Origin of the sequence: Streptomyces peucetius (assembly GCF_025854275.1) — a bacterium.
In the GTDB taxonomy this organism is placed as follows: domain Bacteria; phylum Actinomycetota; class Actinomycetes; order Streptomycetales; family Streptomycetaceae; genus Streptomyces; species Streptomyces peucetius_A.
Map to the genome: position 1 here is coordinate 63457 of NZ_CP107567.1, position 15689 is coordinate 79145.

Sequence of the window (15689 nt, forward strand, 5' to 3'; positions counted from 1 at the left end):
GCCCCCGCCCGGTCCCAGGAGGGTCGGGCCCACATCGAAGCGAGGACCCCAATGACCAGCTCATCACCTACCCTCGGCAAGCCGCCCACGCCCACTTCGCCGCTGCCGGCCGAGCCTGCCCACAGCCTGTCGCCGAACACCGCCTCCGCCACCGGTCCCCAGGCGCCGGTCCGGACGGGGCACTGCGCGTGCGGCCGCCTCTTCTACCAGGTCAGCGGCGTTCCGGACGATCCGCACTTGTGCTCCTGTGAGCGAGACACTCGGGTGTCCGGCGGGCCCGCCGTGCTGTGGGTGGGGTTCCCCAAGGACTCCCTCATCTGGACGAAGTCCGGCGAGGAGCCGAAATGGTGGTACCCCTACCCCACCCTTCGCTGCGGTTTCTGCCCCGACTGCGCATCACAGCTGGTATCCGAAGCTGAAGGGTCCGACATGGTGATGGTGAACGGGTTCAGTCTCACCGACCAGAGCGGCATCGAGCCGGTCGGCCACTCCTACCGTGAGAGGGCCGCGCCCTGGATGCATGTCGCTCTCGCCTCGGCCCCCATCCTCGGCCCTGGCCCCAACCCCGTCCTCGACTAGGTTTCCCCTCCCGAGCTCGACGGGGCGTCGTGCCGTACGAGGCGTCCGTGTCCAGCAGCGTCAAGCTGCCGCAGCAGTGCGTGCCGTGGCGATTCAGCGAGCCCGTGCCGAGCGTGCCGGACGGCCGGTGCTGGCTGCGCCCACGCTTTGCGTCAGGCAGGGTAAGTACTCCTGCCGCCCGCGTACGACGGGGGCGAACGTGGTGATCGGCTGCGAAGCCGACGAGTCTGGTGGCACGCTGAGTTGAGAAGAAAGGTGGGGGTTCGTGCGTGGTGACAGGCGCCAGATTCAGACGGCGGTTCTGGGCAACGCGGCCTCGGAAGAGCCGCTGATGCTGCCGTTGGAGGCGATCGAGCTGGACGCCTTTCGCCGACGGCACGAGCACGACACGTACTGGTGCGGACTGCTGCTCGGAGGCTGCGGCATGCAGCTGACCACCAAGCTGTACACCGATCGCGTCTGCCACTTCGCACACCACCCCGGCCCCGACGGTCACCCTCACCTGTGCGGACGCCGCGCCCGGGGCGTGGCGAGCGCCGACCACCTGTATGTGAAGTCTGCCGCCCGGTCCTGGCTCCATGCCCGCGGAGAAGAGGCCGACTTCGATTTCGCCCGGCCGGACGGTGCGGCAATCGGATCAGTGCTCGACATCCGCTTCAAGGCGCGCGGGCTGCGCGTGCACCTGGACCAGACGGTGGTGCCCGTGTGGGACGAGGACGGCGTGGAGCCGGTGCTGGGGGTGTCCGTGCCGGTGGACCGGGACACCCTGATCCGGCGTTGGTATGTCCACCGGGTCCGTCTGGACAGCGAGGGTACCGCCCGCCGGGTGCGGATCGGTACGGAGGCGTTCGCGCGGCCCACCGAGTGGTTCACGCTGGATGAGTGCAAGATGACCGAGCGAGGGTTGTCGACGCCGGCGGTGGAGCAGATCGTGCGCTCCCGCAGCACCCGCCCCACCTCCACGTGGAGTGCGGTCAAGACGGTGAAGGTGCCGCCCGCGCAGGCGCGGGCCCAGACACTGCTGCGCAAGCTGGACGAAGCCCGCCTGGTGGGATCCGTGGTCGTCGTGGCCCGGGTGCGCCGCGAGATCGCCGCCCTCACAGGGGTGGAAGGAGAGCTTCAGGACCAGCTGGTTGCCGCCATCGCGGACGCGGACCGTTGGCTGGAGGAACAGGCGCAGGCGCGGCAGGAGCTGTTTCACGACCTGGAGCAAGCCGTTGCCGAGCAGGAGGCTGGCCTGGTCCGGCCTCTGCTGGTGCGTGCCAACGCCGTCGCGAGTCACGACCGTACCGAAGCCGAAACGGCCATCGCTGATGCCGCAGCCGAGTGCCTGGCCTCCCACGCGCGCCAGCGGCAGGCCGAGGTGGCAGTTGTGCGGGCCGCGCAGGCGGAGGAGCGGGCACGGGGCGAAGCGGAGCGTGTCAAGGAACTGCTGGCCGCTTTGGAGAGCCGTGGGATCGGGCAGCCGCGGCGGGCGATGCGCGAGATGGTGCAGAACCTCGTCCGCGCAGCCGCCGGAGCCGGAGCGTATGTGGACGCTCAGCAGCGCAGGCAGATCGAGGTCTGGACAAGGCGCGCGGAGGGCGCCGGGGCGCTGGCGCAGATCGCCCGCCAGAAGAAAGCCCCGCTCCCGCCGCGTGCGGCACGGCCGAAACGGACCTCGCTGCTGCATGAACAGGTGGGGCGCCGCTCCTGGTTCAAAGAACCCTGCCCCCGCTGCCAAGCCCCCAAGGGCAGGTACTGCTTCAACGACGACGACAGCGGCGGCAGGGACCGGCGGCCGCTCCCTCACGAAGAACGGCTCAAGCTGATCATCAGCACGCGGAACGCACGTCCCAAACAGACCGCGCAGCGACTCCCTGCGCAGCCGCAGCCCGCCTCTCCCACATGGCAGGTCAGGGATGTCGCCTGTCCTGAGTGTGATGCCGCGCCTGGGAGAAATTGCACGACCTCGGACGGCCGCCCGCACCAGTGCCGCACAGAGCACTTCCGGCGCCGTTTCCCTTCAGCCTGACCCGCGCTCCTGAGCATTCCAAAGCTATCCATGATGTTGTGATCGGCACAGGGCTGGTGGACCGGGCAAACCCGGCATCGAGGAACACGCGAAGGCGGCGGAGGCAACATGCGAGCTCGCGGACACTCGGGGCGGCGGTCATTGGCAGGGCGCCTGCGGTGTGAGACGGCGACGCGTACGGCGGCCGGTGCAGATGGTGGGGGGCCCACGATCAGGCGTGGGTATTGAGCCACGCTGCCGACCGAGCATCAGTCCGCGTCTACATGGCGAGCAGGTCTCCCCTGTCGAGGGCCCGACGCAGCACGGTGGAGATCTCCTGGGGCAGCAGGTTCAGGTTGGCGATGGCCTTGGTGGTGAGCGAACGGCCACGGCCCCTGGGCCTGAGGCGGGCTACACGAGCAGGCCAGTGTGGGGGTGGGACGCCGGCTGCTGCCGGATGACCGGGGACGTACGAGCGGATCGGCTCGTAGCCGCAAGCGGTGTACAGGCCGAGGGCGGCGACGTTGCGTATGCCGGTTTCCAGCAGGACCTCGGTGGGGCCGCGGCCGCGCACGTCCTGTTCCAGAGCGGCGAGGATCCGGCGCCCGAGCCCCTGCCCGCGAGCGGGTGGCGCGACGTACATCCGTTTGATCTCGGCGGCCGAGGTGTTGAGGGTGCGCCAGCCCCCGCAGGCCAGTGCCGGTCCGTCCCCGAGCCGGGCGACGAGGAACAGGCCGTTGGGGCGTCGAATTCTGCGTCCTCGGTGGCTTCGGGGTCGTCGGCGGTGCCGTAGGTGGCCAGCTGCTCCTGGTGGAGGGCTTGGGCGAGGGTTCGGGCGTTGGGGCTGCCGTAGGGGACGGCGGTGAGCGTCCATTGGGGGGCGGCCTGGAGCAGCGAGGTCATGGTGTCGATAGTGCCGTGCGGAGGGCGTCCAGCGCATCGCTGTGTCCGGCGGCGCGCAGTTGCCAGCCGGCGGCTCACCGCTCGTTGCCTGCCGTCCCTGAGCCAGGCCGCCCTACCGTACGCCGGCCGCGACCTGCTCGATGTACGTCTCCAGCGGCGCGAACCCCCACGCCGCCCGCAGCTCCTCAACCTCGTCCGGGTTTGCAACGGGGTACGGGACGAGCGTGCCGTCGGATCCCTGGGTCAGCTGGGTGCCGAAGATCTGCTGCTGTCCTCGGGCGATCCGTACCCGGTCCTCCAGCAGGGCGCCGTGCTGCGGTTCGGCGTCACCTGCGGTCACGGCGGCCGAGAGCAGCTCCAGGCACTCCTGCTGGAAGTCGGGCTGCCGGTCGGCATGCTGGGCGATCAGCCAGGCGGCCCCGGCGGCCTGCCGCCCGACCATCGCCTCGCCCGGCCACCCGCGCGCGGTGATCAGCTCTCGCAGCCAGGCTGTGTTCGCCTCGTCGACGGCCCGCCACCGCTCCATCAGCTCCGGCGTCCGTTCGGCCACCGGGACCAGCCGTACGGCTTGATCTTCCTCCTGGCGCCGGAGCAGCTCGGCAGCCAGGCGCTTGTCGACCGCTGGTCGGGGACGCGCGGCCGCAACGCGGTCGATCATCTCGAACAGCTCGCCGGCCAACACCCGCGTGTCCTCGGCAAGGTTCAGCCGGTCGAGCGCACCATGCTCCACCCAGCGGACCGTGTGCTCGGGCGTCCCGTGCACGGCGAACGGCCGGTCGATAGCACCGACGACGATGTGGTCCCGGTGTACGTGGTTCCGACCGCAGCGGTTGTCCGGGGCGGCTGGCATCGACGCGACATGCCACACCGACGCTTCCGCCGGGTGCGGATACCCCTCGGGAAGCGGTGGCGGCAGCAGGCGCACTCGGTGCCCCGTCTCCTCCAACACCTCCCGTACCGCAGTCGCAAGCGCATCCTCTCCAGCCTCGGCGTGCCCACCGGGGACGAGTTCACCCCCGAGGCGCGGGTGCTCGATCACGCACAGCCGCCACTGCCGGCCGAACCGCGCGAAGGCGTAGCAGCTCGCCGTCTCATGCACCACCAGATCACTCATGCACCCGATTCTCAGCTCCATAGGCCATCCGCTGAACCGCTTCCGGACAAACTCCGTCGGATCAGCGTCGGTCCGGACCCGCGATCGCTGCTGCCCCTGCCCTACTCGTACGTCAAGCACTCTCCGGCGGCCTGCGGCCACCGAAAGGCCACCTCGCGGAGACTCGCGCCTTCTCCGTTCGCAGGGTCGGAAAGCGCGCCAGTCAGGCAGGCTCCGGGCCGTTCCCGCTCAGGAACTCGCGGGCGCCGCGGAGCCGGGTGCGCAGCTTCTGCTGGGTGGCGCGGCTGTCGAGTCGTACGTCGAGCCCGCCGGGCAGTCCCGTATCGGAGCGGCGCGCCGAGGGCAGCCGGGCAGGGTCGAGGCCGTCGCGGCGGGCGATGAGCTCGCCCAGCTCGTAGCGGCTCAGGGCGTCCGGGCCGGCCAGGTGGAACACGCCGGCGGCGTCGGATCGAGTGATCTCCCACAGGGCGGCGGCCAGGTCCTCCACGTGTACGGGGCAGCGGATGTCGTCGGTGTACAAGGCGCCCTGCCGGGTGCCGGCGGCCAGCGCGTGCACCAGCTGCTCGTGCTCGGAGCGGCCATTGCCGATGATCAGCGAGGTGCGGGCGACGGCCGCGTGGGTGCACAGGAGGCGTACGGCGGTCTCGGCGGCCGCCTTCGCGGCCCCGTACGGGGTGAGGGGGTCCGGAAGGCACGACTCGTCGTACCAGTCGCGGCCCGTGCCGGAGAAGACGGCGTCGCTGGAGACGTGCACCAGGCGGATGCTGCGCTTGGCCGCGGCTTGGGCGAGGTGGATCCCGCCTTCGGCGGTGATCGCCCAGTCCGCGCCGCCGCTCGTCGCGTTGATCACCGCGGCCGGAGCCACCGTGTCGAGGACCTCCCCCAGGCGGAAGGAATCACGAAGGTCGAGGTGATGCCATGCCGCTCCGTCGTCGCTGCCGGGGCGGGAGTGGAAGGTGGCGGCCGGGCGACGGCCTGCGGACACTGCCTGGCGTACCAGCTCGGCACCCAGGAAGCCGTTGCCGCCGATGATCAGCACAGTCATGCCGCTTCACGTTACGGGCGACGGGTGCCGCCCAGAGCGGCTTTGGCGGGATCCGCTGGTGCCCTGGAGCCGGGCAACTCGGCCGAGTCGGGAGGCGGGGGCGGTCCATGACCCAGAGGCGCAAGTAGAGGCTTCGAAGACCGCGCACGTAAGGGTTGCCGTCCGGCTGACTGGCCGGCGGCGCCTCCCCCCGGGGAGTGGACACCTTGATCCGGCCTCTGACCTGGGGCCGTGGAGGAGATGTCCCTTATGGTGATGAAGTTCTACTCGCTGGAGTTCAAGGCGGATGCCGTCGCGCTGTACCTGTCTGATCCGGACCTGACCCTGGCCGGGGTCGCGGAGGACCTGGGCGTGAGCCGGGGCACACTGCGGGACTGGGTGCGGGCCGAGCGGTCCCGCCGCAGCGAGCTGGGCACGACCATGAGCACGACGAGGAAGACCAAGGAGCCGGCCACGGTGAGCGAGCCCACCCGCGAAGAACTACAGGCCGAGATAGCGGCCCTGCGCACCGAGCTGAAGCAGGTGCGCAAGCAGAACGCGACGCTCGCAGAGGAACGCGACATCCTGCGCAAGGCCACGAAGTTTTTCGCGACCGAGATGACCTGGTGAACCGCTGCCAGTTCATCGAGGACCACCGGCAGACCCACGAGGTCCAGCGGTTGTGCCGACTCCTTGAGGTGGCCCGCTCCAGCTACTACAAGTGGCGAGACGGGCGTGACGCCCGCGCCGAGCGCGAGCAGGCCGACGAGGATCTGGCCGAGAAGATCCGGGCCATCCACACAGACTCCGACGGGACGTATGGCGCCCCGCGGATCACGGCCGAGCTCCGTGACACCCACGGCATGGTGATCAACGAGAAGAAGGTCGCGCGCGTCATGCGCAAGTTCCGCATCACCGGCGTGCGCCTGCGCAAGCGCGTGCGTACGACCGTGCCGGAACCGTCACAGACGCCGGTACCGGACCTGTTCAAGCGGGACTTCACCGCTCACGCGCCGAACTTGAAGTACATGGGCGACGTGACGTACCTGCCGGTCGGCGACGGCGAGCATCTCTATCTCGCGACGGTCCTGGACTGCTTCTCACGCCGGATCGTGGGCTGGTCGATCGCCGATCACATGCGCACCGACCTGGTCGCCGACGCGCTGACGATGGCTGCCGCCACCCGCGGCAGCCTCGATGGCGCCATCTTCCACAGCGATCACGGAGCGCAATACGGATCACGACAATTCGCTGATCTGTGCGCCGAGTTGGGCGTCATCCAATCCATGGGCGCGGTCGGCACCAGCGCGGACAACGCCGCCTGCGAGTCCTTCCACGCCTCCCTGAAACGCGAGACACTCCAAGGCGCCCGCCGCTTCGGCGGGCCCGGCGCCTGCCGGCGCCGCGTCTTCAAATGGCTGACGCGTTACAACATCAGACGCCGTCACTCGGCGAACGGGCAACTCAGCCCCGTCGCCTACGAGCAGCGATCAGCTACTCTGACACTCGCCGCATAACCACACGAACTGGTGTCCACTTTCCGGGTGGAAGGCCCGGCCTGTCGACAGCGCGTTCAACCAGTCTCCCGACGTGCTGCGGGTGACACTGACGGTATGCCCGACCGATCGACGCTCCACCAGGTTCCCTACTACTCGCAGTGGGAATCACCCGGTCTCGTCCCGGAGTTCGTCGCCGGGACGAGACCGGTCCGTGACGACCCCCTGTGGCAGAAGTCCGGCGCCGCCGACCCTGACGAGTACGCGTTCTGGGCCGACCGCACCTGCGGCATCGCCTGCCTGCGCATGGCCCTGGACTACTTCGGTGAGCAGGTCCCGCCCGTCATGCCGCTCGTGACTGACCTGTGCGAGGTCGGGGCCTATGCACGCGCCGACGACACCGTGAGGGGTCTGATCTACCGGCCCTTCGCCGTGTACGTCACCCGCCGATGGCCTGCGATTACCGCCACCGTCCACACCGACCTGGGTGAGACGCAGATCGCCGACGCTCTTCACGCCGGATCCCTCGTCGTCATCTCGGTCCACAAGACGATCCGGACACTTGCCCCGCACCCCGCCTCCCGGGGCGGCCACCTTGTCCTGGCCGTCGGCGCCGACAAGACGGCCCTGCGCATCAACAACCCCAGCGGTCTTCCCGACCACAGCCAGCGCGCCCACCGCGTCCCCTGGGCCGACCTGCCCCGCTTCTACGCCCGCCGCGGCATCGTCCTGTCGCACACCGAGGAGCCGGTCCGATGATCCCCATGACCCTCGCCGAGATCGCCGCCGCCACCGGGGGCGTACTCGACACCACCGACGGCACCCCCGTGGTCGACGCGCCGCTCGCGTTCGACTCCCGCCATCCCGCCCCCGGCGCCCTGTTCGCCTGCCTCACCGGCGCTCTGGTCGACGGCCACGACTTCGCCGCCCTCGCCGTCGAGCAGGGAGCCGTCGCCGCGCTCGCCCAACGCCCGGTGCACGTCCCGGCCGTCCTTGTCCCCGACGTCCTGACCGCCATGTCCGACCTCGCCCGCGCCGTCCACCAGCGCTACGACGGCGTCACCATCGGCATCACCGGCTCGGCGGGCAAGACCACCACCAAGGACCTCCTCGCCCACGTCCTGGCCGCTCACGCCCCCACCGTCGCCAACCGGGCCTCCTTCAACAACGAGATCGGCTTCCCTGTCACCGTGAGCTCCGTCCGGCCCGGTACCCGGTACCTCGTGCTGGAGATGGGCGCGCGCGGCAAGGGCCACATCCAGGCCCTGTGCGTCATCGCCCGCCCCGGTATCTCCACTGTCCTGGGTATCGGTTCCGCGCATGTCGGGGAGTTCGGCTCCCGGGATGCCATCGCGGATGCCAAGGCCGAGATCGTCCGCGCCCTCCCGGCGACTGGCACAGCCGTTCTCAACGCCGACGACCCGCTCGTGGCCGCCATGCGCCGGGAACACGACGGCCGGATCCTCACCTTCGGAACCGACGAGGGCGCCGACGTGCGCGCCACCGACATCACCACCGACAAGGGCCGCCCGACCTTCACCCTCCACCACCAGGGCCAGACCGCGCCCGTCCAACTCACCGTCTACGGCAGGCACAACGTCACAAACGCGCTGGCCGCCGCCGCGACCGCGCTCGCCGCCGGAGTGTCCTTCGACACCGTCGCCACGGCCCTGTCCGAGGCCCGGATGGCCACCGGAGGACGCATGGCCGTCACCACCCGCACCGACGGTGTCAGCGTCATCAACGACGCCTTCAACGCCTCCCCCGAGTCCGTCCTGGCCGCCCTCGACGCCCTGACCGAAGTGGGGCGCGGTCGTCGACGGATCGCGGTCCTGGGCGAGATGGCCGAGCTCGGCGACGCCTCCGTCGAGTGGCACCGGCGCGTCGCTGACGCCGCCGCCCGCGCCGGCCTCGCCCACCTCCTTGTCGTCGGCACCGGAGAGGACGCCGACGTCCTGACCGACACCTACACCGCCGCCACCGGTACCGCCCCCGACCGGCATACCGCCGACACGGTCAGCGCCGCCGTCCGCGCCATCCTCCTCCCAGGCGACGTCCTGCTCGTCAAGGGCGCCCACGCCCTGGGCCTGGACGCCGTCGCCGACCAGCTCCTCACCGTCTGATCCACCACAGGGTCCGCAGGCACCCGTTCGGATGGCCATCTGCCGCCGGCCCCGGCCCGCTCGGAGCTGCGGGTGGCCGGTGTCGAGGCCGGTTCTCCTGGGCGAGTGCGGTCGCCAGGCCGGAACGGCCGGTCGGATCCTCCACCTCGTTCACCTGTGGGAACGGATGTCCGGACGGTAACCGGACAGCGTCCGGCGACGTTCCGCCAACGTTCACCGACCCGCTGCGATCCGGCCGCCTGATCGGCTGCACTGTTCCCCGGCCCCTTCAGGGCAGCCAGAACAGTGCAGGAGACGAGGGCGGGGCGGGAGCGGAATTCGCATGATGACGATCAACGTGGGGGTGCTGCTCGCGGTCATCGTGGTGATGCGGTTACGCCGCAGGACCCAGGCCAGAAGCCGCGTCGAGGAACGCAACACCGCCCTCTTCGTCCTGGCCCTGGGCATCGTGATCGCGCCAACCCCGCTGGGCCAGAGCATCTTCAACGTGATCAAGCAGCTGGTGACCGGCATCTCGCAGGCCGGCACATGAGCCCACGACCCCGGCAGGGCACTCGCCGCTCCCCCGCCCGACGCCCAAGCCGTACGTCTCCCGCCTCTCAACGCCGGTCCGCGCCGAGGCGTCGCCCCGCTTCCTACCGCCGAAGGCGGACGCCTGGCTGGGAGCAGGCTGGCCTGCTGCTCCTCGTGCTCGCCGTGGTGTGGAGCCTGCCCGTCGGCGCGTTGCAGTGGCTGGCCGCACACCCCTGGGTGCCGATCGTCCTGCTGTTGATCGCGGCGGCAGCCGGTGGGGTGTGGCTGCACCGGCGCCGGGAGACCGCCCGCTGGAACCGGGTGCGGGAGCGGGGCCTGCGCTACGCGCTGCCGCAGATCGACGCCCTGCACCACCGGCAGTTCGAGGAAGCCGTACGGGATCTGATGCGCCGCGACGGCTGCCCCGAGGCGATCCGGGTCGGCGACAACGGCGCCGACGTGAAGGCCACGGACCCCTTCGGCCGCCTGTGGGTGATCCAATGTAAGCACCGCAAGGCCGGACTGGCCGGCTCCGCAGTCGGAACCCCGGACCTGCACGTCCTCAATGGCACCGGCAGGCCCGTCCACAACGGCGATGTCGTCGTGCTGGTCACCAACGGCCGCTTCACGGACAAAGCCGTCGCCTTCGCCCGCTCCCAGCGACTCCACCTGGTCGACCGCCACCTGCTCGCCCAGTGGGCCGCCGGCTCCCCACCGCTGTGGGAACTCCTGAGCGCGGTACCCTCCCCTCGCCGTCCCACCTCCGGGTCCTGATCCCTGCCGAGGCACGGCGGCGTCAGGCGGCCGCACGGCCAGACTGGCGGCGCCGTCTGACTTCCTCAACGCTCCATCCCACCACTGCGGCCACGTCCTCGACCGGGGCGCTCACAGGCACAGCCAGTCCAGCAGTGCCTTGGGCAGGCCATCGGGTCGTCCCCAACCGGATCCGGATCCGGCGCAGTAATCGGATGCATCGCAGCGAGGTAGGAAGCAGTTGGTCGGACCGTCGCCCTCGATATCGCGGCCACAGCCGTCTAGCTACCGGAAGCCTCTGGAGCAGCACGTAGGGCCCCTGCCCGGGCCATGAGCGCTCGTAGACGTTGACCGGCTCGGTGGAGCCGTCTTTGGTGCCGGTGAGCTGGACGATGGGGTGCGCGACAGAACATCTTCCACCGCAGCCAGCGGCCGGGCAAGGTGGTGAAGCCGGTGATCATCCACGCCACGAGGGCGAGAGTAAGCACGATCTGGACAACGGACAGCGCGGATTCGCGCATAGCGAGGACCTCCGTGTCGGGAGGGCAAAGGCGACGGCGGCAGACCCCCAGGGCCGGGGGCGCCGCGGGGGTCAGCGCTCGGGCTTGGGGGGCCGCTGCAACAGCGCGGACGCGGCCTCGTCGAGCGTGACCTTCTCGTGCAACAGGTCGGAGACGATCTCGGTGATCGGCATCTCGACGTCGTGGGCGCGTGCCAGGGCGAGGATTGCCTCGGCGCTCTTGACGCCCTCGGTGGTCTGGCGGGTGGCCGCGGTCGCCTCGGCCACGGTCAGGCCATGGCCGAGGTGGGTGCCGAAGGTGCGTTCTTCACGCTCAACATGTCTCATGAGACATCCGGCGAGAAGTGAGGGGGGTGTGACCTGGGGCCTGAGGTTCGCCTCGTGCGGCTATGGCACTGCCCGCAGCGTAATTGTTGCCTGGCAGAAGTGGAATGCGCTTCTGCCAGTTCGCCACGGGACAGGTAGTCAGATACGTTCCCGCCGTAGGAGAAGAGAGAAGAAGGGGGCTGCGATGAGCGACGCAGACCGTGCGGAGCAGGATGGGATGGACCTGACGGACGCAATCACGCTGCTACGAGATCAGATCGCCGTAGCGCAGAAGCGGATCGCTACTCCTCCCGGTACTGGGGACGACCCCACCAAGCAGGTGCTATTCACTCTTGGGGAGATCACGGTAGAGCTCGGTATGGAGCTGGCGCACACCCGAGAGAAGAACGGTGGGCTGAGGTGGAGCGTTGTCAGCTTGGGAGGGAAGAAGAGCACCGCAGACCGGGCGACCCACACGGTCACGGTGAAGTTGCAGCCGCACCAGCCAGGCGGCGGCGACATCGACGTTAGCGACGAGGAGTAGATCCGGCCTACTGATGATCTTCGTGTGATGTCGCGTTGCGGTTGCCCTTCTTTGCAGGTCAGGGGGCGCGCTCCAGCGACATCACGCGGCGACACTCAGTAGTTCGGCATCTATGGGAATCTGAGGGGCGAGGGCTGTGGTGGAGCTAGACCGCAGGGTTCAGATCCGGGTCCGCAAGCCCGGCAAGGATAAGCGAGGCTTCGGCACTGGCTATCTGCTGGCGCCGCGCCTGGTACTGACAGCCGCACATGTCCTTGACGGCATGTCCACGATGGAGCGAGACGCGGTGACTGTGTCTCGCCCGGACGTGGGAGACGAAGAGTTTTCCGCGGCCGTTTGCTGGCAGCGAAACGATGACATGGTGGATGCCGCGCTGATCGAAGTCAACAACGGTCACGGCTGGCATACGCCTGAGTCGCTAAGTGATCTACTCGCCCGGCCGCCCCAGCGGTTCGGCCGCCTGATCGGCACGCGCCCGCACCCGGTCACCCTGGTCGGGTTTCCCCGCATGCAGAAAGCCCCTGGCGACGGGCGCCGCTTGGATGAACAGCTTGTCGGGCACATTCTTCCTGGCACTGGTTCCCTCGCCGGCCGCTACGAAGTCTCTAGCACCGTGCCCACCTTGCCCGCCGCCGTGAGCGACAGCCGTTGGTCCGGGGTATCGGGAGCCGCAGTCCTTAGCGACGACCCCTTCGGGGAGGAGCTGTTGTGCGGGGTCATCCGTCGCGACCGACAGAGCGACGACGGAACCCGTCTGTCTGCCACTCCCACTGCCCACCTCTTGGCCGACGAGGACTTCTACGCACTGATCACCCGGCATACCGGCTGGGAACCGGTTCTGGAACCGGCCGAGGCAGTCAGCCTGTTCGCTCCGGCCGCCTCTGAACGCGATCTAAACTCAACGGCCGCTCTGCTGCGCGCGGATGCTGAAGTCGTGGCCTTCCACGGCCGTGAGAGTGAACTCGCCGACCTGCGCACTTGGTGCGAGACAGGGTCGGTCTCCCTGTCGGTGCGGGTGTTGACCGGTCCCGGCGGCCAGGGCAAGACCCGCCTGGCCCGCCGCCTAGCCGACATCCTCAGTCAACAGGGCTGGGCCACTGGACATCTGCGTTCCGAGCTCGTGGACCATGACACCCCGCCCGACTTCTCCACGCTAGCCACGGCCTTGCCCCTGCTGGTCGTCGTCGACTATGCCGAAACCCGTCCCCGGTTGATCCGCCGCCTCGCGGACCAGCTGCGGCGCTCCCGTCACCGCGTGCGGCTGCTGCTAATCGCCCGCTCCGACGGCGAGTGGCGCACAGACGCGCTCAACGCTGCCCCGGCTGTCCGTACTCTGCTCACTACGGCCGTCACGACGCCACTCGCTCCCCTCATCCCTCGCACTCAGCCTGTCAAAGAACGTCTGAGCGCCTTCACTCGCGCCGCCCGAGATCTTGCCCGTTTGTTGCCCCGCGTCCGCACTGTTCCCGCGTATGACTGGGAAGCTCTGGCTTCCGCTCTACAGCCACCTGACGACCTGGGCGATCCTCGCTACGACAACGCCCTTACCCTGCAGATGACGGCACTGGTCACCCTGTTGCAGCGTGGCCCCAATCCCGCCGACACCGCACCAGAGGCTCCCGCGGAAGAGATCCTCCTGCTGCACGAAGAAAGTTTCTGGGAGGAGAGCGCCGAAGCCCCCGCTCACAAGCTGGGCCTGGCTACCCCTGCCCTGGCCGCAGCCGTTGCCGTCGCTGCTATGTGCGGGGCCACCAGCGAGGAGGAGGCTGCCGCCGTCATCAACACGGTTCCGGGCCTGCCCGCCGACAGGACGCTCCGTACCGCGTACTGGCTTTCCAAGCTCTACCCGGCCGATGCCAGCCGCTACTGGGGTTCCTTGCAGCCTGACCGTATCGCGGAATACCACGCTTCGTGCACTCTGGCCCGGGGTGGCATTCGCCTGCCCGCTCTCCTCGAAGCGGCCACATCGAGGCAACAGATCCAACTCATCACAGTGCTGGCTCGTGCCGCCGTCGCCCACCACAACGTCGGCCGCATCATCGACAGCAGCCAGCTCCTCCAAACCGTCGACGCTGCCCTGGACAAAGCCACGCTCACCTATCAAACCGTTGAGGCTACAACAGTCGCATTGCCCGACTCGTCCCGCGTCATTGCCCTGCTCGCACTGAGATTCACCGCCAGCCTCGTCGAAGCTGACCGACAGCTCGCACGGGATGACCCGGGCCAGTACGAGCCCTACCTGGCTGCCGCACTGTGCAACTTCGCCATGCGGTTGTCGAATGTGGGGCGTAGGGCTGAGGCTTTGACCATTGGACAGGAGGCGGTGGATATCCAGCGTCGCTTGGTCTCGGACAACCCGTCCGAGTACGAGCCCGACCTTGCCGTGTCACTCTCCAGTCTTGGTCTTAAGTTGTCGGATGTGGGGCGTGAGGCCGAAGCTGTGACCATTGGACAGGAGGCGGTGGATATCCGGCGTCGGTTGGTTGAGGATAACCCAGCCGAATACGCGTCTCACCTGGCCTCCGCCCTGTCCAACCTCGGCATCCCCCTATCGAGATTGGGGCGGCATATCGAAGCGGCCGCCGCTGAGCAGGAGGCGGTGGATATCCGGCGTCGGATGGTTGAGGATAACCCAGCCGCGTACGAGCCCGACCTCGCCCGGTCGTTGTCCAATCTCAGCAACCGTCTCTGTGAGTTGGGACGTGGGGCCGAAGCTCTCGCCGCCGTGAAGGAGGCGGTGGATATTCAGCATCGGTTGGCAGCGGATAACCCGGATGCGTACGAGCCTGAACTCGCCCGGTCGCTGTCCAACCTCAGCCTTCGGTTGGGTGAGGCGCAGTTGGAAGGCGAAGGGCTCACCGCTGCAGAACAGGCGGTGAAGATCTACCGCCGGTTGGCAGCGGATAGCCCGGGCTTGTACGCAGCCACCTTCGCCGTTTCGCTGTCCAACCTTGGCATCCGGTTCTCGGCAGCAGACCGTGGGACCGAAGCTCTCGCCGTCTTGAAGGAAGCGGTAAGGATCCAGCGTGGGTTGGTCGAGGATAATCCCGCTGCGTACGAGTCTCACCTCGCCGCCTCCCTGACCAATCTGAGTGCTGAGCTATCGGGTGCCGAAGGGCTCACCGTTGCAGAACAGGCCGTGGAGATCTATCACCGGTTGGCGGTGAATAACCCGGCGACATATGAGCCTTACCTCGCCACCTCGCTGACCGCTCTTTTCCAGCGATTGTCGGAGATGGGGCGAAGAGGCGAGGCCCTCATCGTCGCGGAGCGCGTTATGGAAATTAGAAGTCGACTGACGACAGATAACCCCAATGCGTGAGAGTCTGATCTTGCCCGTCACTGGCCCTCCTGACATTCACTTCGGGAAAGGAAAAGGCAGCCGATACGATGCCCCGACCCGACGGCCATCCCGACCAGAGGACCTCGCAGTGACCCAGCACGATTCCGCCCGCGCGGCAGTGTTCTCGGCCGGGTCCTGGGGCACCGCCGTCGCCAAGATTTTGGCCGACGCCGGCACTAGCGTCATCGTGCACGCCGGCGCGGCGAGATCGCCGACGCGATCAACACGCAGCACTGCAACCCCGGCTACTTTCCGGACCACGAACTGCCCGCCTCTCTGACCGCGACGACCAACCCGGCCGCCGCGCTGGACGGCGCGGACTTCCTGGTGCTGTCCATCCCCGCGCAGACCCTGCGGGCCAACCACGAACAGGTCGTGGGCCTTGCGCTCCAGGGTCCGGGCCGCCCTGCGAACGATGTCCGGACGCTCAAGCAGGCAGAAGAGGTCGGCGGACGCGACGGCGTCCTCGGGGACATAG

12 protein-coding genes and 2 pseudogenes are annotated in these 15689 nt (G+C 68.7%); 10 read left to right on the forward strand and 4 right to left on the reverse strand.

The genetic code is table 11. The features are described 5' to 3' along the window. Window positions 1-51 precede the first annotated feature (51 nt). The gene (locus OGH68_RS00275; RefSeq protein WP_264241221.1) at window positions 52-579 is read left to right on the forward strand and encodes a GFA family protein; all 528 of its coding nucleotides are present in this window, start codon (window positions 52-54) and stop codon (window positions 577-579) included. Between the two features lie 331 nt (window positions 580-910). Then, window positions 911-2593, forward strand: a complete 1683-nt coding sequence (locus tag OGH68_RS00280) for a hypothetical protein (protein WP_264249832.1) — start codon at window positions 911-913, stop codon at window positions 2591-2593. Window positions 2594-2852: 259 nt separating this feature from the next. Here OGH68_RS00280 and OGH68_RS00285 read toward each other — a convergent pair whose 3' ends face one another. From OGH68_RS00285 to OGH68_RS00295, 3 genes are all read right to left on the reverse strand, one after another. Further along, window positions 2853-3512, reverse strand: a complete 660-nt coding sequence (locus tag OGH68_RS00285; RefSeq protein ID WP_319020166.1) for a GNAT family N-acetyltransferase — start codon at window positions 3510-3512, stop codon at window positions 2853-2855. Window positions 3513-3587: 75 nt separating this feature from the next. Beyond that, entirely contained in the window at window positions 3588-4589 is a 1002-nt protein-coding gene (locus OGH68_RS00290) for a DUF6624 domain-containing protein (protein WP_264241223.1), read from the reverse strand. A 202-nt stretch (window positions 4590-4791) separates the two neighbouring features. Continuing rightward, window positions 4792-5634 (reverse strand): SDR family oxidoreductase, encoded by an 843-nt coding sequence (locus OGH68_RS00295; protein WP_264241224.1) that lies wholly within the window; start codon window positions 5632-5634, stop codon window positions 4792-4794. Window positions 5635-5883: 249 nt separating this feature from the next. On the opposite strand from OGH68_RS00295, the gene OGH68_RS00300 reads away from it, so the two are divergent. The 5 genes from OGH68_RS00300 (at window position 5884) to OGH68_RS00320 (ending at window position 10519) form a co-directional block, all read left to right on the forward strand. Continuing rightward, window positions 5884-7130, forward strand: a protein-coding gene (locus tag OGH68_RS00300; RefSeq protein WP_264241225.1) for an IS3 family transposase whose coding sequence is annotated in 2 segments (ribosomal slippage) — window positions 5884-6217 and window positions 6217-7130 — 1248 coding nt in all. Because the reading frame shifts where the segments join, the coding sequence is not laid out codon by codon here. 96 nt (window positions 7131-7226) lie between these two features. Continuing rightward, entirely contained in the window at window positions 7227-7868 is a 642-nt protein-coding gene (locus tag OGH68_RS00305) for a C39 family peptidase (RefSeq protein ID WP_264241226.1), read from the forward strand. Next, window positions 7865-9232 (forward strand): UDP-N-acetylmuramoyl-tripeptide--D-alanyl-D-alanine ligase, encoded by a 1368-nt coding sequence (locus tag OGH68_RS00310; protein ID WP_264241227.1) that lies wholly within the window; start codon window positions 7865-7867, stop codon window positions 9230-9232. Before OGH68_RS00305 ends, OGH68_RS00310 begins: the two co-directional genes overlap by 4 nt. Before the next feature lie 322 nt (window positions 9233-9554). Continuing rightward, window positions 9555-9764 carry a hypothetical protein gene (locus OGH68_RS00315; RefSeq protein WP_264241229.1) on the forward strand — a complete coding sequence of 70 codons (210 nt, stop codon included), beginning with the start codon at window positions 9555-9557 and terminating at the stop codon, window positions 9762-9764. 146 nt (window positions 9765-9910) lie between these two features. After that, complete coding sequence (locus OGH68_RS00320) at window positions 9911-10519, forward strand: restriction endonuclease (RefSeq protein WP_319020265.1); 609 nt, start codon at window positions 9911-9913, stop codon at window positions 10517-10519. 571 nt (window positions 10520-11090) lie between these two features. Here OGH68_RS00320 and OGH68_RS00325 read toward each other — a convergent pair. After that, window positions 11091-11321, reverse strand: a pseudogene (locus tag OGH68_RS00325) (NAD(P)H-dependent glycerol-3-phosphate dehydrogenase); the annotation flags it as partial. Window positions 11322-11529: 208 nt separating this feature from the next. Between OGH68_RS00325 and OGH68_RS00330 the strand changes: the two are divergent. From OGH68_RS00330 to OGH68_RS00340, 3 genes and pseudogenes are all read left to right on the forward strand, one after another. Then, entirely contained in the window at window positions 11530-11868 is a 339-nt protein-coding gene (locus OGH68_RS00330) for a trypco2 family protein (RefSeq protein WP_264241231.1), read from the forward strand. 136 nt (window positions 11869-12004) lie between these two features. After that, window positions 12005-15190, forward strand: coding sequence for a tetratricopeptide repeat protein (locus OGH68_RS00335; RefSeq protein ID WP_264241232.1), 3186 nt, complete (start codon window positions 12005-12007; stop codon window positions 15188-15190). 109 nt (window positions 15191-15299) lie between these two features. Further along, window positions 15300-15574, forward strand: a pseudogene (locus OGH68_RS00340) (glycerol-3-phosphate acyltransferase); the annotation flags it as partial. Window positions 15575-15689 lie beyond the last annotated feature (115 nt).